At 73.0% G+C, this 24,534-nt stretch carries 22 protein-coding genes and 2 pseudogenes; 16 read left to right on the top strand and 8 right to left on the bottom strand.

Annotation, left to right across the window (positions count from 1 at the left end):
• The 4 genes from treS to ACIGAQ_RS27315 form a co-directional block, all read left to right on the top strand.
• Positions 1–1,410: maltose alpha-D-glucosyltransferase (gene treS / locus ACIGAQ_RS27330; protein WP_399787119.1), on the top strand; the 1,410-nt coding region annotated here is incomplete at its 5' end.
• Positions 1,411–1,438: 28 nt separating this feature from the next.
• Complete coding sequence (locus tag ACIGAQ_RS27325; protein ID WP_399787116.1) at positions 1,439–2,809, top strand: maltokinase; 1,371 nt, start codon at positions 1,439–1,441, stop codon at positions 2,807–2,809.
• 3 nt (positions 2,810–2,812) lie between these two features.
• Complete coding sequence (glgB, locus tag ACIGAQ_RS27320) at positions 2,813–5,020, top strand: 1,4-alpha-glucan branching protein GlgB (RefSeq protein ID WP_399787113.1); 2,208 nt, start codon at positions 2,813–2,815, stop codon at positions 5,018–5,020.
• 109 nt (positions 5,021–5,129) lie between these two features.
• Positions 5,130–6,218 (top strand): glutamate--cysteine ligase, encoded by a 1,089-nt coding sequence (locus tag ACIGAQ_RS27315; RefSeq protein WP_399787110.1) that lies wholly within the window; start codon positions 5,130–5,132, stop codon positions 6,216–6,218.
• Between the two features lie 24 nt (positions 6,219–6,242).
• Here ACIGAQ_RS27315 and ACIGAQ_RS27310 read toward each other — a convergent pair whose 3' ends face one another.
• Entirely contained in the window at positions 6,243–6,476 is a 234-nt protein-coding gene (locus tag ACIGAQ_RS27310; protein WP_311678854.1) for a DUF6480 family protein, read from the bottom strand.
• A 150-nt stretch (positions 6,477–6,626) separates the two neighbouring features.
• On the opposite strand from ACIGAQ_RS27310, the gene ACIGAQ_RS27305 reads away from it, so the two are divergent.
• Complete coding sequence (locus ACIGAQ_RS27305; protein ID WP_362287167.1) at positions 6,627–8,525, top strand: AMP-dependent synthetase/ligase; 1,899 nt, start codon at positions 6,627–6,629, stop codon at positions 8,523–8,525.
• Positions 8,526–8,642: 117 nt separating this feature from the next.
• Positions 8,643–9,077, top strand: a complete 435-nt coding sequence (locus ACIGAQ_RS27300; RefSeq protein ID WP_031118746.1) for an ATP-binding protein — start codon at positions 8,643–8,645, stop codon at positions 9,075–9,077.
• Between the two features lie 55 nt (positions 9,078–9,132).
• Here the strand turns inward: ACIGAQ_RS27300 and ACIGAQ_RS27295 are convergent, their stop codons facing one another.
• A complete protein-coding gene (locus tag ACIGAQ_RS27295; RefSeq protein WP_362287170.1) occupies positions 9,133–9,504 on the bottom strand; it encodes a PRC-barrel domain containing protein in 372 nt (123 codons plus the stop codon).
• A gap of 340 nt (positions 9,505–9,844) precedes the next feature.
• Here ACIGAQ_RS27295 and ACIGAQ_RS27290 point away from each other — a divergent pair, with 340 nt between their 5' ends.
• The 9 genes and pseudogenes from ACIGAQ_RS27290 (at position 9,845) to ACIGAQ_RS27250 (ending at position 19,673) form a co-directional block, all read left to right on the top strand.
• Positions 9,845–10,237, top strand: coding sequence for an STAS domain-containing protein (locus ACIGAQ_RS27290; protein ID WP_311678859.1), 393 nt, complete (start codon positions 9,845–9,847; stop codon positions 10,235–10,237).
• A gap of 275 nt (positions 10,238–10,512) precedes the next feature.
• Positions 10,513–11,400, top strand: a complete 888-nt coding sequence (locus ACIGAQ_RS27285; protein ID WP_311678861.1) for an STAS domain-containing protein — start codon at positions 10,513–10,515, stop codon at positions 11,398–11,400.
• Positions 11,397–11,816, top strand: coding sequence for an STAS domain-containing protein (locus tag ACIGAQ_RS27280; protein WP_399787104.1), 420 nt, complete (start codon positions 11,397–11,399; stop codon positions 11,814–11,816). Before ACIGAQ_RS27285 ends, ACIGAQ_RS27280 begins: the two co-directional genes overlap by 4 nt.
• Positions 11,816–12,256, top strand: a complete 441-nt coding sequence (locus ACIGAQ_RS27275; protein WP_311678864.1) for an anti-sigma regulatory factor — start codon at positions 11,816–11,818, stop codon at positions 12,254–12,256. The genes ACIGAQ_RS27280 and ACIGAQ_RS27275 overlap by 1 nt, the downstream gene beginning before the upstream one ends.
• A pseudogene (locus ACIGAQ_RS27270) lies at positions 12,256–12,594 on the top strand (ATP-binding protein); the annotation flags it as partial. The gene ACIGAQ_RS27275 and the pseudogene ACIGAQ_RS27270, both read left to right, overlap by 1 nt.
• An 834-nt stretch (positions 12,595–13,428) precedes the next feature.
• Positions 13,429–14,037 (top strand): annotated as a pseudogene (locus ACIGAQ_RS27265) (SpoIIE family protein phosphatase); the annotation flags it as partial.
• Entirely contained in the window at positions 14,034–15,758 is a 1,725-nt protein-coding gene (locus tag ACIGAQ_RS27260; RefSeq protein WP_399787101.1) for a PP2C family protein-serine/threonine phosphatase, read from the top strand. The pseudogene ACIGAQ_RS27265 and the gene ACIGAQ_RS27260, both read left to right, overlap by 4 nt.
• 216 nt (positions 15,759–15,974) lie before the next feature.
• On the top strand, positions 15,975–17,342 hold the full coding sequence (locus ACIGAQ_RS27255) for an NAD(P)/FAD-dependent oxidoreductase (protein WP_362287187.1): 1,368 nt from the start codon (positions 15,975–15,977) through the stop codon (positions 17,340–17,342).
• 87 nt (positions 17,343–17,429) lie between these two features.
• Positions 17,430–19,673: an FUSC family protein gene (locus tag ACIGAQ_RS27250; RefSeq protein WP_362287190.1), complete on the top strand. Its 2,244-nt coding sequence runs from the start codon at positions 17,430–17,432 to the stop codon at positions 19,671–19,673.
• A gap of 26 nt (positions 19,674–19,699) precedes the next feature.
• Here ACIGAQ_RS27250 and ACIGAQ_RS27245 read toward each other — a convergent pair whose 3' ends face one another.
• The 6 genes from ACIGAQ_RS27245 to ACIGAQ_RS27220 all read right to left on the bottom strand — a co-directional run bounded on the left by ACIGAQ_RS27245 (position 19,700) and on the right by ACIGAQ_RS27220 (position 23,952).
• Positions 19,700–20,134, bottom strand: coding sequence for a hypothetical protein (locus ACIGAQ_RS27245; RefSeq protein WP_311678872.1), 435 nt, complete (start codon positions 20,132–20,134; stop codon positions 19,700–19,702).
• Between the two features lie 28 nt (positions 20,135–20,162).
• Entirely contained in the window at positions 20,163–20,999 is an 837-nt protein-coding gene (locus tag ACIGAQ_RS27240; RefSeq protein ID WP_362287193.1) for a DUF1206 domain-containing protein, read from the bottom strand.
• Positions 21,000–21,172: 173 nt separating this feature from the next.
• Positions 21,173–22,030, bottom strand: a complete 858-nt coding sequence (locus tag ACIGAQ_RS27235; RefSeq protein WP_399787096.1) for an ANTAR domain-containing protein — start codon at positions 22,028–22,030, stop codon at positions 21,173–21,175.
• Positions 22,031–22,149: 119 nt separating this feature from the next.
• Positions 22,150–22,413: a DUF5133 domain-containing protein gene (locus tag ACIGAQ_RS27230; protein WP_311678876.1), complete on the bottom strand. Its 264-nt coding sequence runs from the start codon at positions 22,411–22,413 to the stop codon at positions 22,150–22,152.
• 30 nt (positions 22,414–22,443) lie between these two features.
• On the bottom strand, positions 22,444–23,307 hold the full coding sequence (locus tag ACIGAQ_RS27225) for an RNA polymerase sigma factor SigF (protein ID WP_399787093.1): 864 nt from the start codon (positions 23,305–23,307) through the stop codon (positions 22,444–22,446).
• Positions 23,308–23,517: 210 nt separating this feature from the next.
• On the bottom strand, positions 23,518–23,952 hold the full coding sequence (locus ACIGAQ_RS27220) for an ATP-binding protein (RefSeq protein WP_311678879.1): 435 nt from the start codon (positions 23,950–23,952) through the stop codon (positions 23,518–23,520).
• Between the two features lie 269 nt (positions 23,953–24,221).
• On the opposite strand from ACIGAQ_RS27220, the gene ACIGAQ_RS27215 reads away from it, so the two are divergent.
• Positions 24,222–24,443: a hypothetical protein gene (locus ACIGAQ_RS27215; protein ID WP_362285381.1), complete on the top strand. Its 222-nt coding sequence runs from the start codon at positions 24,222–24,224 to the stop codon at positions 24,441–24,443.
• The last annotated feature ends 91 nt before the right edge of the window (positions 24,444–24,534 follow it).

Genomic DNA, 24,534 nt, shown 5'->3' with positions numbered 1-24,534 from the left:
GACGCCGCCCACCAGCGCGGCATGCGCGTGATCATCGACTTCGTCATGAACCACACCAGCGACCAGCACCCCTGGTTCCAGGAGTCGCGCAAGGACCCCGACGGGCCCTACGGCGACTACTACATGTGGGCCGACGACGACAAGGGCTACCCGGACGCGCGCATCATCTTCGTCGACACCGAGACGTCGAACTGGACGTTCGACCCGGTGCGCGGCCAGTACTTCTTCCACCGCTTCTTCTCGCACCAGCCCGACCTCAACTACGAGAACCCGCGCGTCCAGGAGGAGATCCTGGCCGCGCTGAAGTTCTGGCTGGACCTGGGCATCGACGGCTTCCGGCTGGACGCGGTGCCGTACCTCTACGCCGCCGAGGACACCAACTGCGAGAACCTGCCCGCCACGCACGCCTTCCTCAAGCGGGTGCGCCGCGAGATCGACGCGCAGTACCCCGACACGGTGCTGCTGGCGGAGGCCAACCAGTGGCCCGAGGACGTCGTCGACTACTTCGGCGACTACGCCACCGGCGGCGACGAGTGCCACATGGCGTTCCACTTCCCGGTCATGCCGCGCATCTTCATGGCCGTGCGCCGCGAGTCGCGCTACCCGGTCTCCGAGATCCTGGCCAAGACCCCGGCCATCCCCTCGGGCTGCCAGTGGGGCATGTTCCTGCGCAATCACGACGAGCTGACCCTGGAGATGGTCACCGACGAAGAGCGCGACTACATGTGGGCCGAGTACGCCAAGGACCCGCGGATGCGCGCCAACATCGGCATCCGCAGGCGCCTGGCTCCCCTGCTGGACAACGACCGGCACACGATCGAGCTGTTCACCGCGCTGCTGCTGGCCCTGCCGGGCTCGCCGATCCTGTACTACGGCGACGAGATCGGCATGGGCGACAACATCTGGCTCGGCGACCGGGACGCGGTGCGCACGCCGATGCAGTGGACCCCCGACCGCAACGCGGGCTTCTCCACCTGCGACCCGGGCCGCCTCTTCCTGCCGGCGATCATGGACCCGGTCTACGGGCACCAGGTGACCAACGTCGAGGCGTCGATGTCCTCGCCGTCGTCGCTGCTGCACTGGACCCGCCGCATGATCGAGATCCGCAAGCAGAACCCGGCCTTCGGACTCGGCTCCTACACCGAACTGCCGTCCTCCAACCCCGCGGTGCTCGCCTTCCTGCGGGAGTACGAGGACGACCTGGTGCTCTGCGTGAACAACTTCGCGCGGTTCGCCCAGCCGACCGAGCTCGACCTGCGCGAGTTCGCCGGACGCCATCCGGTGGAACTGTTCGGCGGGGTCCGCTTCCCCGCCATCGGTGAACTTCCCTATCTGCTGACCCTCGGGGGCCACGGCTTCTACTGGTTCCGGCTCACGCGAGTCGCATCCCGCATCGGCCGGCGACTGTGAGCATGCGCCGACGAAAGGAGGCGTGACCATGCCGAAGACCGCATCCCTCCGCCCGACCCTCACGCGCCTGGCCGAGCCCATGGAGTCGCTCGGCGGGCTCCTGCGCGACTGGCTGCCGCGCCAGCGCTGGTTCGCCGGCAAGGACCGGCCCGTCACGGAGCTCGGCCTGCTGTCGATGACCGAGCTCTTCCCGGGCTGTCTGCACCTGCTCGTCCACGCCGGTCACGCGGGCCACACGGGCGTGCCCTCCCCGGGCGGGACTCCCCCGGCGGGCGACTGCTACCAGTTGCTGCTCGGCGTACGGGATAACCCCTCGCCCCGGCTCGGCCGGGCGCTCATCGGGCAGGTGCAGGACGGGCCACTGGCCGGCAAGACCGTCTACGACGCGCTGCACGACCCGCGGTCGGCCCAGCTGCTCCTGGACCGGCTGCGGCACCCGGGCACCGCGGGCCCCCTGCGCTTCGAGTGCGACCCCGACCAGCAGGTACCCGCCGGGCTGGTGCCGCGCCTGCTGGACGCGGAGCAGTCCAACTCCTCGCTGGTCTACGGCGACGAGTACATCCTGAAGGTCTTCCGCCGCATCCAGCCGGGCGTCAACCCGGACCTGGAGGTGCCGGGGGCGCTGGCCCGGCAGGGTTGTCACCGCGTCCCGGCGCCGGTGGCCTGGTTCCGCACCAAGCACCCGTTCCAGGCCACCCTCGGCGTGCTCCAGCCGTACCTGCGGGACGCCTCCGACGGCTGGACGCTGGCGCTGCACGCGCTGGCCGCCGGGGACGACTTCACCGTCCAGGCGCGGGCGCTGGGCGCGGCCACCGCGGAGGTGCACCTCGCGCTGGCCTCGGCCTTCCCGGTCGGCGCCCCCGGCGAGAACCGGCGCACGGCGTCGGCCATGGTGGAGCGGCTGGACGCCGCCGCGCACTGCGTGCCCGCGCTGCAGCCGTACGTGCCGGGTCTGCGGACCGCGTTCGCGGCGCTGACCGGCTGCGACGCCGGGCCGCCCGCCCAGCGCATCCACGGCGACCTGCACCTCGGCCAGGTACTGCGGGCCGGACGCGACTGGTTCGTCATCGACTTCGAGGGCGAGCCGTCCCGGCCGCTCTCCGAACGGCGCAGCGCCCACTCCCCCGTGCGGGACATCGCCGGGATGCTGCGCTCCTTCGACTACGCCGCCCGGCAGCGCCGCCCCTGGCGCCCGGAGTGGGCGCGGCGCTGCCGCGAGGCCTACTGCGCGGGCTATGCCGCCCGCGCCGGCTGGGACCCCCGCAAGAAACACGGACTGCTCCGGGCCTACGAGACGGACCGGGCCGTGTACGAGGTGCTGTACGAGGCACGGCACCGCCCCGACTGGCTGCCTGTACCGATGGCGGCGATCGAGCGCCTCGCCGTGAGAGGAGACTGAGCCGTGGCCCTGCGAGACACCTCAATCCCGGAGCCGTCCGGCCCGGTCCCGACCCCGGTCGCGCCCGCCCTGAGCCCGGAGGACCGCGGGCGCCTGCTGGCGGGCGCCCACCACGACCCGCACGCGCTGCTGGGTGCCCACCCCGTCCCGGGCGGGGTGGTGTTCCGGGCCCTGCGCCCCTTCGCCCGCGCGGTGAGCGTGGTGGCCGACGGGCGGCGCACGGCCCTGGTCTCGGAGGGCGACGGCCTCTTCTCGGGCGTGCTGCCGCTGACGGAGATCCCCGCGTACACCCTGCACGTCGTCTACGAGGAGGGCGAGCAGGAGACGCACGACCCGTACCGCTTCCTGCCCGCGCTCGGCGAGCTCGACCTGCACCTGATCCGCGAGGGCCGGCACGAGCAGCTGTGGCAGGCGCTCGGCGCGCAGCCCATGACCCACGAGGGCGTGGCCGGCACGCGGTTCACTGTGTGGGCGCCGAACGCGCAGGGCGTGCGGGTGGCCACGGACTTCACCCACTGGGACGGGACGCAGTTCCCGATGCGCTCGCTGGGCGCGTCCGGGGTGTGGGAGCTGTTCCTGCCGGGCGTCGGCGAGGGCACCGCGTACAAGTTCGAGATCCATTCCCGGTACGGGCAGCGCTTCCTCAAGGCCGACCCGATGGCCCGGCGCACCGAGGAGCCGCCCAACACCGCGTCCATCGTGACGGCGTCGCACTACGAGTGGAACGACGCCGAGTGGATGGCGCACCGCGCGGACCGGCCGGTGCACGAGGCGCCGTTCTCGGTGTACGAGGTGCACCTGGCGTCCTGGCGGCCGGGGCTGACCTACCGGGAACTCGCCGAGGAACTCCCGAAGTACGTCAAGGACCTGGGCTTCACGCACGTCGAGCTGATGCCGGTCGCCGAGCACCCCTTCCACGGCTCCTGGGGCTACCAGGTCACCGGCTTCTACGCGCCGACGGCCCGCCTGGGCACGCCCGACGACTTCCGGTTCTTCGTCGACGCCTGCCACCGGGCGGGCCTCGGCGTGATCATGGACTGGGTGCCGGCCCACTTCCCGAAGGACGACTGGGCGCTGGCCCGGTTCGACGGGGAGCCGCTCTACGAGCCGGGCGACGACCGGCGCGCGGAGCACCCCGACTGGGGTACCTACGAGTTCGACTTCGGCCGGACCGAGGTGCGCAACTTCCTGGTCGCGAACGCCGTGTACTGGTGCGAGGAGTTCCACATCGACGGGCTGCGCGTGGACGCGGTCGCCTCGATGCTCTACCTCGACTACTCGCGCGAGGACGGCCAGTGGGAGCCCAACGTGCACGGCGGCCGGGAGGACCTGGCGGCCATGGCGTTCCTGCAGGAGATGAACGCGACGGTGTACCGGCGCGCCCCCGGCGTGGTCACCATCGCCGAGGAGTCCACCGCCTGGGGCGGGGTGACCCGGCCCACCGACACCGGCGGGCTCGGCTTCGGCCTGAAGTGGAACATGGGGTGGATGCACGATTCGCTGGAGTACATCTCCCACGAGCCGGTGCACCGCAAGTACCACCACCACGAGATGACGTTCTCGATGGTGTACGCCTACAGCGAGAACTACGTCCTGCCGATCTCCCACGACGAGGTCGTGCACGGCAAGCAGTCGCTGGTGACGAAGATGCCGGGCGACTGGTGGCAGCGGCGGGCGAACCTGCGGGCCTATCTCGGCTTCATGTGGGGCCACCCCGGCAAGCAGCTGCTGTTCATGGGGCAGGAGTTCGCGCAGGGGGCCGAGTGGTCGGTGGAGCACGGGCCGGAGTGGTGGCTGCTCGACCAGGGCTACCACTCGGCGGGTGACCACCGGGGCGTGCGCGATCTGGTCCGCGACCTGAACGCGGTGTACCTGGCGACGCCCGCGCTGTGGGAGTGCGACACCCGGCCGGAGGGCTTCCGGTGGGTGGCGGTGGACTCGGCCGACGACAACGTCTACGCGTTCCTGCGCCACGACGCCGAGGGCCGTCCGCTGCTTGCGGTGTCGAACTTCTCCCCCGTCGTGCGGCAGGACTACGGCCTGTGGGTGCCGGGGGACGTCGTCGCCTGGCAGGAGATCCTCAACACCGACGACGCGCGCTACGGCGGCAGCGGCGTGACCAACCCGGACGCGGTCAAGCCGCAGGACGGCCTGGTCCGGATCACCCTTCCTCCGCTGGCGACGGTGTGGCTCACGCCCTTCACGGGGTGAAGTCCGCCGCGCGCACCAGGTGTCCGACCGGCCTGTGAGGGGCACTGGGGGTCTACCCCGGGAAAACCCGGTGGTCGACGCTTCGGAGTCTTGGAAGGGCGGGCATCAGGTGCGCACCGTCGGAGTGGAGGAGGAGCTCCTCCTGGTCGATCCGGAGACCGGGGAGCCGCGGGCGCTGTCCGCGGCGGTCCTTGCCCGGGCCGCTCAGGACGACGCGGATCAGGACGTGTTCGAGAAGGAACTCCACGACCAGATGCTGGAGTTCGCGACGCATCCGCAGTCGTCGATGGAGGCCCTGCACGCGGAGATCGTCCGCTGCCGCAAGGAGGCGGCCCGGCACGCCGGGGAGATCGGCTGCACGGTGGCGGCGCTCGCCACCTCGCCGCTGCCGGTCAGCCCGGCCGTCGGGCTGAACCGGCGGTACCAGTGGATGGAGGACCAGTACGGGATCGCCACCCGCGAACAACTGGTCCTGGGCTGTCATGTACACGTTGCGGTGGAGTCGGACGAGGAGGGGGTCGCCGTCGTCGACCGGCTGCGGCCGTGGCTGCCGGTGCTGAGGGCGCTCAGCGCCAACTCGCCGTTCTGGCAGGGCAAGGACACGGGCTACAGCAGTTATCGCAGCCGGGTCTGGCTGCGCTGGCCGTCGGCCGGCCCGACCGAGATCTTCGGCTCGGCCGAGCGGTACCACCGTCTGATCGCGGACATGGTGGCCACGGGGGCCCTACTCGACGAGGGGATGATCTACTTCGACGCGCGGGTGTCCCCGCGCTACCCGACGGTGGAGCTGCGGGTCGCCGACGTCTGCCTGCACTCCTCGACGGCCGTCCTGATCGCCACGCTGGTGCGCGGCCTGGTCGAGACGGCCGCGCGCGAGTGGCGCGAGGGCCGGGAGCCGGCCGACCACAGCGTCAGCCTGCTGCGGCTGGCCGACTGGCAGGCCGCCCGCTCCGGACTGACGGGCGAGCTGCTGCACCCGGCGACCATGCGCCGTATGCCCGCCGAGTCCGTGGTGCGGGCCCTGCTGGAGCACGTCGAGGAAGCCCTCGACGGCACGGGTGACCTGGAGCGGGCCCGGGTGGCGTGCGAGGAACTGCTGCGCGACGGCAACGGGGCGCGGGTGCAGCGCGAGCTGATGGAGCGCACGGGAAGCCTGCGGGACGTCGTCACCGAGTGCGTGCGCCACACGCAGGGCTGAGGCGTCCCGGGGGCCGTCGCCTCCTCAGAGGATCAGGATGAGGGCGTAGGCCAGGAAGAAGGCCGCGATCAGCACCGAGATGACGATGATCGCGGCCATCGGTGCCTTGGCCCAGCCCTTGGGCGGGTTGTGGGTCTCGCGCGGCAGCGCCTCGGGCATGCTGCTCTCCGCGGGCGGGGTCTCGCCCGGCGGCACACCGCCGCCGGGCTCCAGACCGGTGCTGCGCTCGGGCTCGGGATCCGGACTGTAGTGACTCATGTCCCCCGGGTCCCCCGATCACGCCGGGATCATCAGCGGACCCACTTCCGTATTTCCCGACCCCGAAGGGTCCCGACTCGACTACATTCGAGCACCGCCGATGACGGTTCCCGTCGGCAGCGTCACACCCGTACCTGTCAGGAGCAGTGCATGCGCGACCTCGCCCTCGCTCCACCGGCCGTCTCGCCCCTGACCGGCGGGCTCGCCGACAGCGTGTTCGAGACGGCGGACCGGGAACCCACCCGGCCGGTGCTCGCCCGCCGTGCCGATCCGGCCTCCGCCGTCTGGGAGGAGGTCACGGCGATCGAGCTGCGCGACCAGGTGGTGGACGTGGCCAAGGGCCTGATCGCCGCCGGCATCGCGCCGGGCCACCGGGTGGCCGTCATGGCCCGCACCCGCTACGAGTGGACGGTCCTGTGCTACGCGCTGTGGGCCGTGGGAGCCGAGGTCGTGCCCATCTACCCGACCTCCTCGCGCGACCAGGTCGAGTGGATCCTGCGGGACTCCGGCTGCGTGGCCGTGGTGGTCGAGGACGAGCAGGGCGTCATGACCGTCGGCTCGGTGTGCGCGTCGCTGCCGGCGCTGGGGCACGTGTGGCAGCTGGACGCGGGCGCGCTGGAGGAGCTGGCGGTGCGCGGCCAGGACGTGCCGATCACCACGGTCGACTCGATGCGCCGGATCGTGCTGCCGGACTCCACGGCCGTCATCGCCTACACCTCGGGCACGACCGGCCACGCCATGGGCTGCGCCCTGAGCCACCGGAACCTGGCCGTCACCTGCGACACGCTGCTGGCGGGCTGGGGGCACACGGCCGCGCCGCGCGGCGAGCAGGGCTCGGTGCTGGCGTTCCTGCCCTTCTCCCATGTGTACGGCCTGATGATCCAGGGGCTGTGCGTGCGCGGCGGGCTGCTCATGGGACACCAGGCGGATCTCGGCGGCGAGGCGCTGTCGGCGGCGCTGCGCTCCTTCCGCCCCACGTACTTCTACGCGGTCCCGTCGGTCTTCGAGAAGATCTACAAGAACTTCCTGCGCACCGCGCAGCAGGCAGGTCACGGCGCGCTCTTCTCGCGGGCCGCCGGGACCGCCCGGGACTTCGCCGCCGCCCTGGAGCGCCAGCGGCTGGGCCGGGGCCGCGGGCCGGGTCTCGACCTGCGGCTGCAGCACGCCCTGTACGAGCGCACGGTCTACCGCCGACTGCGGGCCGCGCTCGGCGGACGGGTGCAGCGGGCGACGTCCGGCGGCTCGCCCCTCAGCCGGGAGCTGTCGCTGTTCTACGAGGGCATCGGAATCTACGTGCACGACGGGTACGGGCTGACCGAGACCTCCGGCGGGGTGACGATGCAGCCGCTGGGCCGGGAGAAGTCCGGGACCGTCGGGCAGGCGCTGCCGGGCATGGAGATCCGGGTCGCCGAGGACGGCGAGATCCTGGTGCGGGGACCGTCGGTCTTCCAGGGCTACGTCGGCGACGAGGCGGCCACCCGGGCCGCGCTGCGCGGGGGCTGGCTGGCCACCGGGGACCTCGGGCGGCTCGACTCGGAGGGCTATCTGACGATCACGGGCCGCAAGAAGGACATCATCATCACCAGCAGCGGCAAGAGCGTCGCCCCGGCCGCGCTGGAGCAGCGGCTGCGGATGCACCCGCTCATCCACCAGGCGGTGGTCGTGGGCGACAACCGTCCCTGCGTGGGCGCCCTGATCACGCTGGACCCCGAGTTCCTCGCGCACTGGCGGGCCGCGCTGGCCCTGCAGGGCGAGATGCGGGAGGCCAGGGAGGAGAACGCGCTGCGGGAGGAGGTCGCCCGGGCCGTGGCCGCGGCCAACAGCGCCGTGTCACCCTCGGAGTCGATCCGGGTCTTCCGGGTGCTGCCGGAGCCGTTCGACGTGAGCAACGGGCTGCTGACCCCGTCGATGAAGCTGCGCCGGGACGAGATCGTGCGGCACTGCGCCGGTGAGATCGACGCGATGTACGCCTCCCGCAGGCGTCCCGGGCGGCCGAGCACCCCGGAGGCAGCGACATACGGGGACGATTCCGACAGTGTGTTCCGTTGAGCGCGCGGCCGGACGCGTAGGCCTCGCCCGCTCGGGAACACGCAACAGTGGCGACGCAAGAGAAAGGACGACAGCCCTGACGACAGCCCTAGCTGACGCCCGGGCCGGAAAGGCGATATGTCAACCGAGCCGCGTGGGGACGACGCCCTGACCTCCGAGGAGATCCCGAGCCGCACGAACAGCTTCGTGGGCGAGCCGCATGACGTGACGGGTGCGCGGCTGGCCGCGGAGGAGTTCCTGCGTGACCTCGCACGCTCCTCACCGCCCTCCGCTCCCGAGTACTGGGACGACATCCTGCTGGTGGTGACGGAACTCGCCGCCAACGCGGTCCAGTACGCGCCGGGGCCTTTCGCACTGCGGATGCGCCGCACCTTCGACGGCGTGCACGTGGTCCTGCACGACACCAGCACCACCGAGCCGGCCCCCCGCCCCTTCGATCCGCGCAGCGGTGGCGGCGGCATCGGCTGGCACCTGATCCACACCCTCTGCGACCAGGTGAGCGTGGTGACCGACGACCGGGGCAAGGACGTCCACGTCTTCCTGCCCTGGTGAACCCTCCGGCCCCACCGGGCCGCGAGCGGCACGGGCGCGGTGCGCCCGTGCCGGCTCAGACCGACGTCGTCTCGCGCGGGGGCAGCCGGTCGTAGTAGTCACCCACCGCCCGCAGGTACTGCTGGTCCCGTGTCTCGCTGTCGGTCTGGAAACGGGGAGCCGCCTTGGCATCCGCCCTGGTGCAGGCCAGTGTGACCTTTCGGGCCTGCGGGTCGACGCCGGTGACGACCCCGGCCGGCACCAGGACGCTGCGGCCGAACACCCACACGCCGGTGTCGACGACCAGGTGCCGCAGGCCGTGCGGGGCGGCCTCCCGGTCCACGTGCCCGATCGTGCCGTCGGTCGCGGCGACGGTGAAACCGGTCAGGTCCTGCCCCTCGACGTGACCGCTGTCCGGTGCGTACGACCAGATTCTGTCGATGGTCACGCTGCTCCATCCTCCCTGACGGTGTGCGGATCGCTCGAAATCCGGCGGACGGATGGCCGCCCGCCCCTGCGCCACAGCAGCAATTACCCTCCTGCCGCACGCGCATTCGGCGTACCCGTGTACCGGTGCGCGGGAACGTGATTCCGGCGGGTTTCACATCGGGGGGCATGGGGGGCGGTTTCCGGGGTAACCGCGGGGGCGCGGTGGAAACGGAGCCCGGCAGCGAAGGGAGGCACATGAGAAAGCGCAGTCGAGCCCGCGACACGACCGGCGTCGCCCCGCACCGCGGTCATCCCCAGAGGTGACCCAGCCCAGGCCGTAGCACTTGTTGGAGGTACCCGTGCCCCTCGCCCAGAACCCGCTGTCCGTGGAAGTCGAACTGCCCCGGGAGGACGTGGCCCTGATCACGGTCGCCGGCTACCTGGACGTCGACACCGCGACCGAGTTCCAGGCCCATCTGGCCAACCAGCTCCACCACGGCCGACGGCACTTCCTGCTCGATCTCTCGGCCGTCCCGTTCATGGACTCGTCCGGGATGAACATCATCCTGCGGGTGTACCAGGAGACCCGGGGCGACGCCGGCAGCGTGCACGTCATCCAGCCCACGCCGGCCGTGCGGCGCATCCTCGACCTGACCGGCGTGAGCATCACGGTGCCGATATCGGAGAGCGTGGAGGAGGCCCTGGCCCGCGTCGACGCGGGACCGGTGGTGCCCGAGGAGCCGGGGGCGTAAGGCGCCCGACACCGGGGCGCGCCCGGGCCCGGCGCCGGTGGGGGAACCGGCCGGCCGGAGCCCCGGCTTCGCCCTGCCCGCACGGTGGTTCACCCCGTCGCAACGCCGGTGACGGCGGTGCCCGGCCGCCGTCACCCGGACCGGATCCCATGTGCCGGATCCGGTGTCGTACGAGGTCGGCGCATGGTTAGAGTTGTCGCCCGGCAAGAGTCACATCGCCGTTCTCGTTGCCAGAAGCGGGCTCGGTCGACGAACGCGGATGAGGAGAGAACCAGGTGCCGGAGCACGAAGCGGACGGACAGCTCGCCACGCCGACGCACGAGGTGCGGGACTTCCTGCACCGGCGGCGTGAACAGATCGCCCAGCGGTGGGCGGACGAGCCCCTGTTCCGCACCGTGTTCACCGTCTCGCGCGACGAGGCGGTGGAGGCGGGCAAGGCCGTCGTCGACGCACTGGCCCAGGTGGCCGACTCGGACCGGGTGGAGGACCCGGACGCCGCGGGATTCAGCGGGGTCCGCGAGCAGCTGGCCCGCATGGGCGCGGCCCGCTCCCGGGCCGGGCTGTCCAACACCCAGGTCTCCAGCGAACTGGCCGCGCTGCGGCCGCCCGTGGAGAACATGCTGGCCGCCGATCTGGAGCAGGCGCCGCCCGAGCACCTGCGGGCGTGCTCGACCGCGCTGACGGTGCTGATGGGCACGCTGCGGCTGGTGGCGATGCAGACGGCGCTCAGCGAATGGCAGGCGCTCAGCGACCGGCAGCGGATGCAGCTGCTGGAGGTGGCCACCCCGGTCATCCGGCTGTGGGACGGCATCGTGGCCGTGCCGCTGATCGGGACACTCGACAGCGCCCGCAGCCAGGTGGTGATGGAGACACTGCTGAACGCCGTCGTCGACCAGCACGCCCGGTTCGCGATCCTCGACATCACCGGTGTCCCGACCGTCGACTCGCTGGTGGCGCAGCATCTGATGAAGACGGTGGCGGCGGCGCGGCTGATGGGTGCCGAGTGCATCGTCTCCGGTATCCGGCCCGCCATCGCGCAGACCATGGTCCACCTCGGACTGGACCTGGACGTCCTCACCCGCGCGAGCCTCTCGGACGCGCTGGGCTACGCGCTGCACCAGCTCGGCGCGGACATCGTGAACCCGGGTGCGGGTCAGCGGTGAGCGACGCCCGTTCCCGTCCCGTCCCGGGCCAGGTGCCGGTACTCCGGCTCGGGGACGTCCTGCTGGTCACGCTCCAGGGGGACCTGCACGACAGCACGGCGCAGCAGCTCCAGCAGGATCTCGCGGAGACCATCTCCCGCACCGGGGTGCGCGGAGTCCTCATCGACATCTCCGGCGTGGAGATCGTCGACTCCTTCCTGGGCCGGGTGCTGGCCGAGATCGCCGCGCAGGCCAAGCTGCTGGCGGCCCGGACCGTCGTGGCGGGCATGCGCCCGGCGGTCGCCATCACCCTGGTGGAGCTGGGCCTGACGCTCCCGGGCCTGAGCACGGCGCTCAGCACGGAGGCGGGCATGCAGCTCCTCTCGCAGCACCCGCCGGCGACCGGTGCCGGCGGCCCGCGTCAGGAGAGTCCGTGATGCACACTGCCGCGGGCGTCGAGGCCTGCCTGCCCATCCGGTCCGACATGGACCTGGTGTGGGTGCGCCAGCACGTACGGCAGGCCGCTGCCCGGCTCGGCTTCGGTCTGGTGGAGCAGACCAAGCTGGTCACCGCCGCCAGCGAGCTGGCCCGCAACACCCTCGTGCACGGCGGGGGCGGCCGGATGGAGGCGACCCACGTCAGCTGCGGGGGCGCGCAGGGGCTGCGGCTGTCCTTCCGCGACGAAGGGCCGGGGATCGCCGACCTCGACCTGGCGCTCAGCGACGGCTACACCTCCGGCGGCGGGCTGGGGATGGGGCTGAGCGGGGCCCGGCGCCTGGTGCACGACTTCGACATCGACAGCAGGCCCGGCGCCGGTACGACGGTGCGGGTGACGTGCTGGGTGGCGCAGCCGCCACGGCCCCGTGAGGAGGCCTGATGCCCCGCGTGTGGGACATCCCGGTGCGCGACTCGACCCGCGTGCGCGACGCGCGCGTGGCCGCCGAGCAGGCGGCCGCGCTGGCCGGGCTGGACGAGCGCCGTACGGCCGCGGCCGCGCTGGTCGCGACCGAGCTGGCCACGAATCTGCTCAAGCACGCGGAGGGCGGGCAGGTGCTGATCGACCTCGTGGACCCGCCCGTTCTGCGGGGCGGGGGCGAGGAGCCCCGCGTGGTGCAGATCGCCGCGATCGACCACGGCCCGGGCATCCACGACGTGCCCGCTGCGGTGCGCGACGGCTTCTCCACGACCCGTTCGCTCGGCGCGGGCCTCGGTACGTGCCTGCGCCTCGCCGACGACTTCGGGCTGCACAGCACGCCGGGCCGGGGCACGGTGGCGGTGGCGCGCGTCGGCTCGACGCCGCGCGGTGGTGCCGGGCCGGCCGGTACGACGGCCTCCGCGGGGGCCGAGGAGGGCGGGGCGGCCGGTGCCGTGCCGTCGGACGGCGGCCCCTGGACGGGTCCCGACGGCCCGGCCCGACAGGACGGACCGTGGCCGGGCGGCGCTCCGCGCGGCGCCCGCACTCCCCTCGCGACCGTGGCCTGCGGCGGCCTCACCGGACACGCCGCCGCGTCCCGCGTCCCCCCGCGGTACGGAACCCTCCCGTCACCGACTTCCCGGAACGATTCACCACCGCCCGGGCCCACCGATCACCGGGGGGCCGACGCGGCGCCGCCCGGATGCACCGGTCACCGGGAGCTCGACGCGGCGCCGCCCGCGTCTGCCGCGGGGCCCGGCACCGACGCGGGGCCTACCGGGCGGGCCGCTGGGCCCGGTGCCGGCCCGGCGCCGACCAGGTTCACCGGCCACCCTCGAACCGGCACGGCGTCAGCCCGACACGCCGCGTCGCCCGCCGCCGACACGATGCCGGCCGGGTGGGCCGCGGGGCCCGGTGGCGACGCGGCGTCGGCCCGGTACGCCCATGCCTCCGGTGCCGAGGCGGTGCCGGCCGAGTACGCCGCAGGGCCACGTGCCGGTGCGGTGTCGTCCCGGTACGGAGGCGGCACTCCTGCCGTTCCCGGGGGGCCGGGGCGTGGGCCGGCGGAGGGTGACGGCGCGATCGGGCGGGCTGTGGGCGAGGCACCGGCGAGTGAACGTTCCGCACCGCTCGCCGGTGTACGGGCCGGCGGTGTGAACATCCCCTACGGCGGAGCCGAGTACTCGGGTGACGCCTGGACGTGGGTGCGCGCCGGGGACCGGGTCACCCTGATGCTGGCGGACGGGCTGGGGCACGGGCCGGAAGCCGCCCGGGCCTCCTCCGCCGCCGTCGCGGCGCTGCACCGGTGGGCCCACCTCTCCCCCGCCGAGGCGCTGCGCCACCTGCACGACGCGCTGCGGGGCACCCGCGGCGCGGCCGTGGCGCTGGCACAGCTCGACCTGCGGGCCGGCCGGCTCCGGTTCGCCGGCATAGGGAACGTCGGGGCGCGGCTGCGCGCGGACGGCACCTGGCGGCACCTGCTGTCACGGCCCGGCATCGTCGGCGTCCACCGGCCCACCACCCTCCGCGAGGAGGAGGCCGGCTGGGCGGACGACCGGATCCTCATCCTGCACACCGACGGCCTGCCCAGCCGCTGGAGGCCGCCGTCCGACGCGGGCGCGCCCGCGGCCGACCCGGCCGTGACGGCCGCCGTGACGATACGTGACGCGAGCAGTCCCGCCCGGCCGGTGCGGGACGACACCGCCGTGGCCGTGCTGACCCCCACCCCGCCGGAACGCCCATGATGCGCAGTTGGCAGATCACCACCGTCACCGACGCGGCACGCGCCCGGATCGCCCTTGCGCGCCTGGCCGCCGCCCACGGTGTGCCCACCCTCGAACGGACCCGGCTCGCCGCCGCCCTCAGCGCCCATCTGCGGCAGTGCCTCACCAAGGGCGGCACCTGGCTGCTCACCCTGAACCTCGCCGGCTCACCCGACGAGGAAGGGCTGCTGCACGCCGTCGTGACCCCGTCCCCGGAGGCGTGCGCCGCCGGGGAACCGCCCTGGGAGGTCACGGTCCCCTGCCCCGAGGCGGCCGAGGCCACGGACGCCGGTTCCGTCGCCGAGGACCCCGCGGCCCTCGCCGAGGCGCTGCTCGGCGCCGACGAGGACACCGCCGTGGTGCTGGACAAGCTCGGTGAGCAGGAGGACCTGGTCGCCTTCCACCGCGAGGAGCTGCACCAGACCAACCAGGGCGTGCTGGCCCTGCACGCCGAGCTGGACGCGGCCGGACGGGCGCAGCGCGAGGCCTTCGCCGCCGAACGCAGCGCCCGCAACGAGGCGGAGAGCGCACGGCGCAGGCTGACGTTCCTCGCGGACGCCAGCGCCGTGCTGACGGCCTCCCTCAACCACGAGGAGATCGTGCGCCGGCTGCCCGAGCTGCTGGTGCCCGAGTACGCGAGCAGCGTCGACGTCTGGCTGTTCGACGAGGACGACAAGCACCGGACGACGCCCCACCCAGCCGCAGCGGTGCTGGCCGCGCGGACCGGGCGGCCCCAGTACGCGGCCGACCACCCGGGCCGGCTGCCCGGCGTGGACGACCAGCCGCCGTCGGCGCTGGACCCCGGCAGGCCTCTGCTGTGCGTGCCGCTGCCGACGCGGCGGGCCCCGCTGGGGGTGCTGACGCTGTCGCCGCCCGGCGCGCGCTGGGACCCCGACGACGCGGTGATGCTGATCGAGCTGACCCGGCGGGCGAGCATCGCCATCGACAACGCCCGCCGCTTCGAGCACAACCGCGACATCGCCGAGACGCTGCAACGGGCCCTGCTCACGGACCTGCCGGCCACGCCCGGCCTGAGCCTGGCCGCGCGGTACCTGCCGGCCACGCACGGCCTGAACATCGGCGGTGACTGGTACGACGCGTTCCCGCAGCGGGACGGCGGGCTCATCACCGTCATCGGCGACGTGACCGGGCACGGGCTGCACGCGGCGGTGATGATGAGCCAGTTGCGCACCGCGCTGCGGGCGTACGCCGTCGACGGTGACAGCCCGGGCCGGCTGCTGACCCGGCTGCACCGGTTCCTGCACCATCTGCAGCCCGATCTGTACGCCACGGCCGTCATCGCCCGGTTCCACCCCGACGAGCCGACGCTGACGTGGGCCGCCGCGGGCCATCCGCCGCCGGTGCTGCGTCTGGCCGACGGCACGGTGCGCACCCTCGACGCCAAGCCCGGTGCGATGCTCGGCATCCCGCTCACCCAGGAGATCGACGACCACACGGTGCATCTGACGCCGGGTTCGACGCTCGCGCTGTACACGGACGGGCTGGTGGAGCGGCGCGCGCAGGGCATAGACCCGGGGATCGAGCGGCTGGCCGCGGCACTGGGGCGGTTCGGCTCCGCGGAGCTGGACGCGGATCTGGAGGGCTCGGCGGACCGGATCCTGCATCCGCTGCTGAGCGACTCCGAGCGCGACGACGACGTGTGCCTGCTGCTGTGTCACGTCCGGGGCGACGCGACGACCTGACGGGCCTTCGGTCCGGGCGGTGTGCACGCGCTCTTCACTCCCACCCGGTGCTTTTCGGCCACCGGACGGGCATGGTGGTGATCGACGCGTTCGTCTGCCTGCCACGTCCGGCTGGCGCCCCGGCCGAAGACGCGGTGGGATCGAGAGGGTGCGAACCGGCGATCCAGGGGCAGGCGAAAGGCGTTCGAGGCAGACCGCCTGGAGCCGCAGAAAGGGATGAACACCGTGACACGACCCAGGATCCTGGTGGTTGGCGCAGGCTTCGCCGGCGTGGAGTGCGTCCGCCGTCTGGAACGGAAACTCTCCCCGGACGAGGCCGACGTCACTCTGGTGACGCCGTTCGCCTACCAGCTCTATCTTCCGCTGCTCCCCCAGGTCGCCTCCGGCGTGCTGACGCCGCAGTCGATCGCCGTCTCCCTGCGCCGCAGCAAGAAGTACCGCACGCGCATCATTCCGGGCGGCGCCATCGGCGTCGACCTGAAGGCGAAGGTGTGCGTCATCCGCACCATCACCGACGAGATCGTCAACGAGCCGTACGACTACATCGTGCTGGCACCCGGCAGCATCACCCGGACCTTCGACATCCCGGGCCTGACGGAGCACGCGTTCGGGATGAAGACGCTCGCCGAGGCGGCCTACATCCGGGACCACGTCATCTCCCAGCTGGACCTGGCCGACGCGAGCCAGGACCCCCAGGAGCGGGCCTCGCGACTGCAGTTCGTGGTGGTCGGCGGCGGCTACGCGGGCACCGAGACCGCGGCCTGCCTGCAGCGGCTGACGCACGCCGCCGTCAAGCGCTACCCGCGGCTGGACCCGGGTCTGATCAAGTGGCACCTGATCGACATCGCGCCGAAGCTGATGCCGGAGCTGGGTGAGAAACTCGGCCGCAGCGCGCAGGAGATCCTGCAGCGACGCGGCATCGAGATCTCCCTGGGCACCTCCATCGCGAAAGCCGGCCCCGAGGAGGTCACCTTCACCGACGGGCGGGTGATCCCCACCCGCACGCTCATCTGGACCGCCGGTGTCGTCGCCAGCCCGCTGATCGCCACGCTGGGCGCGGAGACCGTCAAGGGCCGTCTCGCGGTCGCCGCCGAGATGAACCTGCCCGGCTGCGACGGTGTGTTCGCGCTCGGCGACTCGGCCGCCGTACCCGACCTGGCCAAGGGCGACGGGGCCATGTGCCCGCCGACCGCGCAACACGCGCTGCGGCAGGGCAAGCACGTCGCCGACAACGTCATCGCCTCGCTGCGCGGGCAGTCGATGACGCCGTACGTCCACAAGGACCTGGGGCTGGTGGTCGACCTCGGCGGCACCGACGCGGTGTCCAAGCCGCTGGGCATCGAGCTGCGCGGCCTGCCCGCCCAGGCCGTCGCCCGCGGATACCACTGGTCGGCGCTGCGCACCAACGTCGCCAAGACGCGGGTGATGACGAACTGGCTGCTCAACGCGGTCGCCGGTGACGACTTCGTGCGGACCGGGTTCCAGGCGCGCAAGCCCGCGCGGCTGAAGGACTTCGAGTACACCGACGCCTACATGACGCCGGAGCAGGTGCGGGCGCACGTCGAGGGAGCCGGACGGCGGTAGCGCCCGGCCCGGGCGGAGGCTGCCGCGCGGGGCATGACATGCTGAGGCGCGGATCTTGGTGTGTGAGTCGGGAGAGAGTGCGGCGGCGTGAGGGCAGCGGGACACTCGGTGCGGACACGGCTGCGGGACCGGATCGCGGCCTCCGACCCGGGGCTGCTGCGCCTGACGGCCGGACTGCGGACGGTCGGCGCGATCGCCCTCACCCTCGCCGTGCTCTCCCTGGCGGGGACCGACGTGCCCCATCTGGTGGCGGGGGCCATGGCGGCCATGGTGGCCACCTTCGCCATCCGGGAGAAGCAGCCGGGCGCCCAGGCCGTGACGCTGGCCCTGGGGCTGCCGGTGGCGCTGGCCTCGGTGAGCCTGAGCGCGGTGCTCGGCGAGCGCCGTGTCGTCGGTGACGCCTTCTTCGTCGTGCTGATCTTCTGCGCGGTCTACGGCCGCCGGTTCGGCGACCGGGGCACCGCGCTCGGGCTGATCGCCTTCCAGGTCTACTTCCTGTCCCTGTTCGTCGGTGCCACCGTCTCCGCGCTGCCCGGCCTGTACGGCGCCATCGCGGTGGCCTTCGTCTCCAGTGCCGTGCTGCGGTTCGCGGTGCTGCCCGCGACGCCGGCGGGCGTGCTGGTGCGGTTGCGCCTGGCCTTCCGGGCCCGGCTGGCCCAGCTGGTGTCCGCGCAGCTCGACCTCCTCGACGCCGGCGAGGACGACATGGACAAGGCGCTGGGGGCCGTGCGCGAGGGCACCGCGCGGCTGCACGAGACCGCGATGATGATCCAGGGGCGGCTGGAGGAGGGCACTCCGGACGAGTCGGCGGCGCGTCTGGTGCAGCGCCGGATCGCGGACGCCGAGATCGCCGCCGAGCGGCTCGGCCTGCTGCTGCTGTCGGCCCGCAGCGCCGAACGGGCCGACACGCTCACCCTGCATCTGCCGGGTGCTCCGGCCCCGTCGGTGGCCGTGCCGCCCGTGCCCGACGAGTCCACCGACACCCTGCGCCGGGATCTGCGGGCACTGCACACGCTGGTGCTGCGCGCCGGCGGCGGCGACACGGGCACCGCGCTGGCGCATGTGCGCAACCGGCTCCTCGGCTACCGGGACGAGGAGAACCTGCCGCCCGCCCCGGCCGCCGTGCAGGACGTCTTCCGCGGCATCGGCGAGGCGGCCCGCGCGGTGCTGGGCCTGCGGATCGCCCTGGACGGCCCGCAGGACGAGTCCGACGACTCCCCCGCCACCGTCCGCTCCCGCGAGGAGCTGGACGCCGAGGAGGCCGCGCTCGACGGCGGCGCCGAGGAACCGGCGCAGGAGGAGCAGACGGGGCTGCGGCGCCCGACCACGCGGGCGGCCGTGCAGGTCGCGGTCGGCTCCTCGCTGGCCATCGCGGGCGGGGAGCTGCTGTCCACGCAACGCTGGTACTGGGCGGTGCTGACCTGCTGGATCGTCTTCATCAACACGTCGTCCACGGGCGAGATCCTGGTCAAGGGGTACCGGCGGCTGCTGGGCACGGTCTTCGGCGTCGTGGCCGGCATCGCGCTGGCGGGGCTGGTCGGGCAGCACACCGTGACGGCGTTCGCCCTGGTGCTGGTGCTGATCTTCGCGATGTTCTACACGGCGCCGCTGTCGTACACGCTGATGTCGTTCTTCGTCACGGCGATGCTGGGGCTGCTGTACACGCTGCTGCACACCTACAGCCTCGACGTGCTGGTGCTGCGGATCGAGGAGACGGCGATCGGCGCCGTGTGCGGTGTGGTCGCGGCGGCGCTGGTGCTGCCCGTGCGGACGGACCGGCGGACGAACGAGCTGCTCGAAACCGTCCTGGACCGGCTGGCCGAGGTCGCGGAGGCCGCGGTCGGGCAGCTCAGCGGCGGTCCCTCCGACGACCTGCTGGACAAGGCGCGCGACCTGGACCAGGCCCTGGCCGATCTGCGGGCCGCCACCCAGCCGCTGACGCATCCGGTCACGCCGCTGCGGGCCCGGCGGGACACGGCCCGTTACGTGGTGGCCCTGCTGGAGACGTGCGCGTACCACGCGCGGACGCTGGCGGCCACCGCCGAGCTGCTGCCCACGCATCCGTCGATCGCGGCGGACCCGCGGCTGCGCGGGGCGGCCGGGCGCACCGTGCGCAACATCCGGGCCATCGCGGCCCGGGTCGCCGACGAGCACGCCGCGGCGGAGGTGGAGACCGGGCCGAGCATCGCCTCGCTGCTGGGTTCCGACGCTGGCACGCCGCGCTACGGCCGCATCACCGACCGCGTGCTGCGGCATCTGGAGCGGCTGGACGAGGCCGTGGTCGGTCTCGCCCGGCCGCTGGGCGTGCCGGTGGCGACGCCCGGGAGGTGAGCGCCGGACCGAGGCGGCACCGCCGGTCAGAAGTCGGTGGGCAGTCCGCTCACCTCGGCGATGCCCCGCAGTTCCTCGGTCTGCCGGTGCCGTTCCTTGATGTAGTCGGCTATCTCGCCGAGCCGGACGGGGTCGGACGCGGTGGTCGCGTCGGTGACGATCCGGATGGGTCCGGTGTCGTCGACGTCGAGTTCGACCACCTCGTTGTCCAGGCGGCCGGTGACGGCGGTGGCGATGACGAGGGCGACCTCGTCACGGACCTCCTGGGGCAGTTCGTCGTCGTCCCCGGAGTCGAGCGCGAAGTCGAGGCTGGACAGGCGTTCCTCGTCGATCGCCTCGAGGACGGGCTCCACGACACGCATCAGGAGGCTGTAGTCCTCCGTGTCCATCCGGATGCGCAGGAGGTCCAGGTACACGTCCACGGGCCGGCCGTCGCCATGCGGAATCTCGGAATCGCTCATCCGCATCGTGTTCCCCGTCCGGCGCGACTCAGACGCGCCGCCACCGGGCCATGGCGAAGGAGAACACCCCGAAGAGCACCAGTCCGGCCGCGACGCACACCAGCAGCCAGGGGCCGAGCGGGGTCTCGGCGAGGCTGCGCAGGGTGTCGTCGAGGCCCTTGGCGCGGTCGGGCTCGTAGTCGATCGCCGCGCGGACGGCGAAGACGCCGGCGACGGCGAAGACCAGCCCGCGGGCGGCGCCGCCGGCCACGCCCGTGACGTCCACCAGCCGCCGGGTGCGACGGCTCATTTGTCCCAGCCGGAGCTTGTCGTGGTACTTGCGCATGACGGCACGGACGGCGATCCAGCCACCGGCGCCCACGACGACGAGCCCGGCGGCGCCGACCAGCCACTGACCGCCGGGGATCTCCAGGGCCCGGGCCGTGGCGTCCCGGGACTGCTGGTCGCTGGAGTTGCCGCTCTGGTGGCGGCTGACCGCGAACGCCAGCACCGAGTAGGCGACGAAGACGTAGAAGGCGCAGCGGGCCGCCGCCATCAGCCGCTTGCGGGGGCTGCGGCCGTCCTTGCCGACGGAGCCGAAGATCACCTCGGACAGCCGCCACAGGGCCATGCCGACGAGGCCGATGCCCAGGGCCCACAGCAGGACCGCGCCGAACGGCTTGTGTGCCAGTTCCTGGAGCGCTCCGCCGCGGTCGGCCTGCCGGCCGGTGTCGCCGAAGGCGATCTGCAGGGCCAGGACCCCGACGAGCAGATAGATCACGCCCCGGGCGGTGAAGCCCGCCCGTGCCGCCCCCTCGGTCACCGAGCCGCGCGCCGTACGCCGGGCCCGGAAGCGACCGCTCCGTGCCATCGCACTCGTGTTCATGTCGACCTCCCGGGAGTCCGGATGCCCCGGGTCGGCGGCCGCACACCCGGGGCGCCCTTCGGACCAGGGCATTCCGGTCGGGTGTGCGTTCCGGTGCCCCGCCGATGCGGCAGGGCCCCTCGCGTCACGGGTTCAGGACCGCCTCGCTCGCGGCAGGGCCCCTCGCGGCACGGTCAGGACCGCCGCAGTCGCGCACCCCGGCGGGCACGGCCGAGGGCGTGCAGATACTCCAGGGCGTCCCGGACCACCGTGTGGTCGTGCCAGGCGAGCCAGCGGCCGGCCTGGACGCCCATGACGTCCAGGGCTTTGAGCTGGGTCGTGGTGAGGCCGCGCACGGGCCGGTCCATGTGGGCCGAGACCATGCCGACGCACAGTCCGGACGCGGTCGTCAGCGGGACGCTGTGACAGGCCCTGCTGCCCGCCGCGAGGATCGCCTGCCGGGCCGGCTCGGTGAACACCGGGGCGCTCTCCACCTCGCGCACGGTGACCTGGGCGACGTCCCGGGCGGCCTGCGCGCAGGAGGTGCCGTCCTCCCCGACGTGGGCGAAGAAGTCGACGAAGTCCGGCGTGAGTCCGGTGTGCTCCTCGATGCGCAGGCCGCCGCGGACCCGGTCGGTGAGCTGCACGTTGCCCATGCCGGTGTCCGTCACCGCCAGCGTGTGGTGCAGGACGGCCTTCAGGACGGCGCCGCGGCTCCCGGAGCCGGAGGTGTGCGCGGTGGTGAAGGTGAGGTCCGGTTGCGGATGCCGGACGCGGCGCGGGAACCACAGCTGCTCGCGGTCGTCGGGGCCGGGGACGGTGACCAGGATGCTCGCCAGGGTGCGCAGCTTGACGTTGTAGCGCTGGGAGGCCCGTTGCAGCAGAGCGAAGGCGCTCTCCCCGTCGGCCAGCGCGTACCGCTCCTGCAGCATGCCCTGGGCCTGGGAGATCAGCGGGTACACGCGGGCGCGGGCACGCAGGTCGCGCACCTGGGCGCGCAGCCGCTCCAGCTCGCCGTCGTCTGCGGCCTCCGGCCGCCGCCCTGTGGACATGGGACTCCCTGGTGTCGCCGTGCGGTGTGGGGGGACGCGAGGGTCCGGCCGGCGGCTGTCGCCGCCGGCCGGACCCTCGGTGCTGCTCGTCTTCCCCGTCGCCCCGGGCGCACACGCGGTCAGGCGGGCTCCGGGGTCGCCATGCGCTGCTCGGTGACCAGGGAGACGGTCTCGCGGGCCGGTGCGGGTGCGGCCGCGAGCCACTGGTGAGCGGCTTCCAGGGCGTGCCTGACGTCTCTGGTGCCCGTGGACACGCACAGCGTGTACGCCAGGTCGCGTGCCCGTGCGCTCACCTCTGCCGTCGCGCCTGCGGCCTCGGCGGCCGACAGTGCCTCGTACTCGTCCACGAGGCGGCGCAGCACGGCGGGATGGGGCCTCAGCATGTCGTATCGCTCCTTGTCGGTTCGGGTCGGTCAGGCTGTCGCGGAGGGGCCGCCGGTGCCCCGGTTGCCCGTCCGCTGCCCCAGGACCTCGTCGCGCACGCGGGCGCAGCTGCGGCTGATGAGGCGGGAGACGTGCATCTGGGAGATGCCCAGCCGGTCGGCGATGCGGCTCTGGGTCATGTCCTCGAAGAAGCGCATGTAGAGGATGGCCCGTTCCCGCTCCGGCAGGCGGCGCAGGCCTTCCTTGGCGGACTCGCGGTCGACCACGGTGTCGTACGACGAGTCGGCGGCGCCGAGGGTGTCCGCGAGGCTGTAGCCGTCGTCGTCGGTGGACAGCTCGGCGTCCAGTGACAGCGTGCTGAAGCTGTCGAGGGCCTCAAGTCCGGCGTTGACCTCGTCCTCGGTCAGGCCGGTGTGCGTGGCGATGTCCGCCACGGAGGGCTCGGGGCTGCCCGGGTTCTGGGTGAGTTCACGCCGTGCGACGCGGACCTTGTTGCGCAGTTCCTGTACGCGGCGGGGGACCCTCAGGGCCCACATGCGGTCCCGGAAGTGGCGCTTGACCTCGCCGGTGATGGTGGGGACGGCGTAGCTCTCGAAGGCTCCCCGGCTCGGGTCGAACCGGTCGATGGCCTTGACGAGCCCCAGGGCGGCGACCTGGCGGAGGTCCTCGATGGACTCGCCGCGGTCGCGGAAGCGGCCGGCGATGCGGTGGGCCATGGGCAGCCAGAGCGTGACCAGTTCGTCGCGGACGGCTTCCCTCTCGGGCCCCTCTTCCAGCTCCGCCATTCGGGCGAAGAGAGCGGCGGTGTCGGGCGCGTCGTCGTGACGCCGCTTCGTGGCGGTGGTCGTCGCTTCGGGCGTGCCGGGACGGTTGGTGGGCGTTTCGATGAGCATGCGGATTCGCTCCTGAACGGTGGTTTCAGGGACTGACCGCGGGAAGGTCGCTGCCCGGATCGACCTCGACGGCCTCCGGGGCAGCCATACCGCTCCCGCTGGCGCGCCTCCGGTCCGAAGCACGAAACTGCGTCTGCCCTGACCCCGGTGGAACAAACTCCGCTTTGCTGAGCAATCTTCTGGAACCGTTTCGGCTCCGATCGCCGCAGCTCAGGTCAGGGGGACCACAGCTGTGATGCGCTTGCCCCCGGAAGGCAGGTCCGACACCCGTACGTCACGGGAGAGCCGGCAGACGATGGGCCAGCCGTGGCCGCCGTGCCGCGTCCGGCCCTGCGGGTCGGTGCGCGGGGCGGTCACCGGCAACTGGTCGCTGCGGTCGCTCACCGAGACCCGGACGCCGGGTCCGTCGACGTCGACGTGGAAGTCGGTGACCCCGCCGCCGTGCAGGATGGCGTTGGTCGTCAGCTCCGAGGCGACGAGCAGCGCGTCGGACAGGGCGTCGGCGTCGCACGGGGTGCGGGTGGCGCGGCAGCGTTCGGCCACGGCCCGTTCCACGGCCCGGCGCGCCTCGGCCGGCTGGCACGGCCGGGCCCGGTTCGCGCCGGGCGGCTCGAAAACGGATTCGATCATGTGCTCGTCGCACATCCTTCTGCTCCCTGGTCGGTCGGGACGGAAGGACGGGTCGGGATCACTGTTCCGCGGCCCGGCGCACGGGCGGGTCCCGGGCTCATGGACCCGTTGCTTCCGTCGACTGCCGCGGCGTTCCGAACGCGCACCTCGCGAGCGCCGCGGGCTCTCCTCTTCGGCTCACCTGTCGCCGCACCTGCAAACCTCCGGGGCACGGCTTCGGCTCGAAAAGCCCCCGGACGGCGGCCGGGTGCCATCTCCGGGCGTTGCCGGGGTACGCGGGGGTCATGACCGATGTGGTGGATTCGGACGAGCTGCTGCGACGCATCCAGCGTGCGAGGGCGTGCGCGCTGCGGGAGGAGCAGGCGTGGCAGACCAGGAGCGAACAGCTGGGCGCGACCGACCCCCAGGGCGCCCGGGACGCGACGGTACGGCGCATGTCCTACGAGGCGGTCCGGACGGTGCTGGACGAGATCCTGAACCCGGGCAGGCATCCGGCGGAGAGTTGACCGCCGGGCGGCGTGGCCGGACGCCCGGCCGGGGTGCTCCGGGCTGACCGGCCCGGCGGGGCCCAGCCGGCCGGGGCACGGCCCCCGCGGA

The sequence above is a fragment of the Streptomyces sp. NPDC085932 genome (genome assembly GCF_044540525.1).
In the GTDB taxonomy this organism is placed as follows: domain Bacteria; phylum Actinomycetota; class Actinomycetes; order Streptomycetales; family Streptomycetaceae; genus Streptomyces; species Streptomyces levis.
Note: the sequence above shows the minus strand (reverse complement) of the source record. Positions and strands in the feature narration are given on the sequence as shown.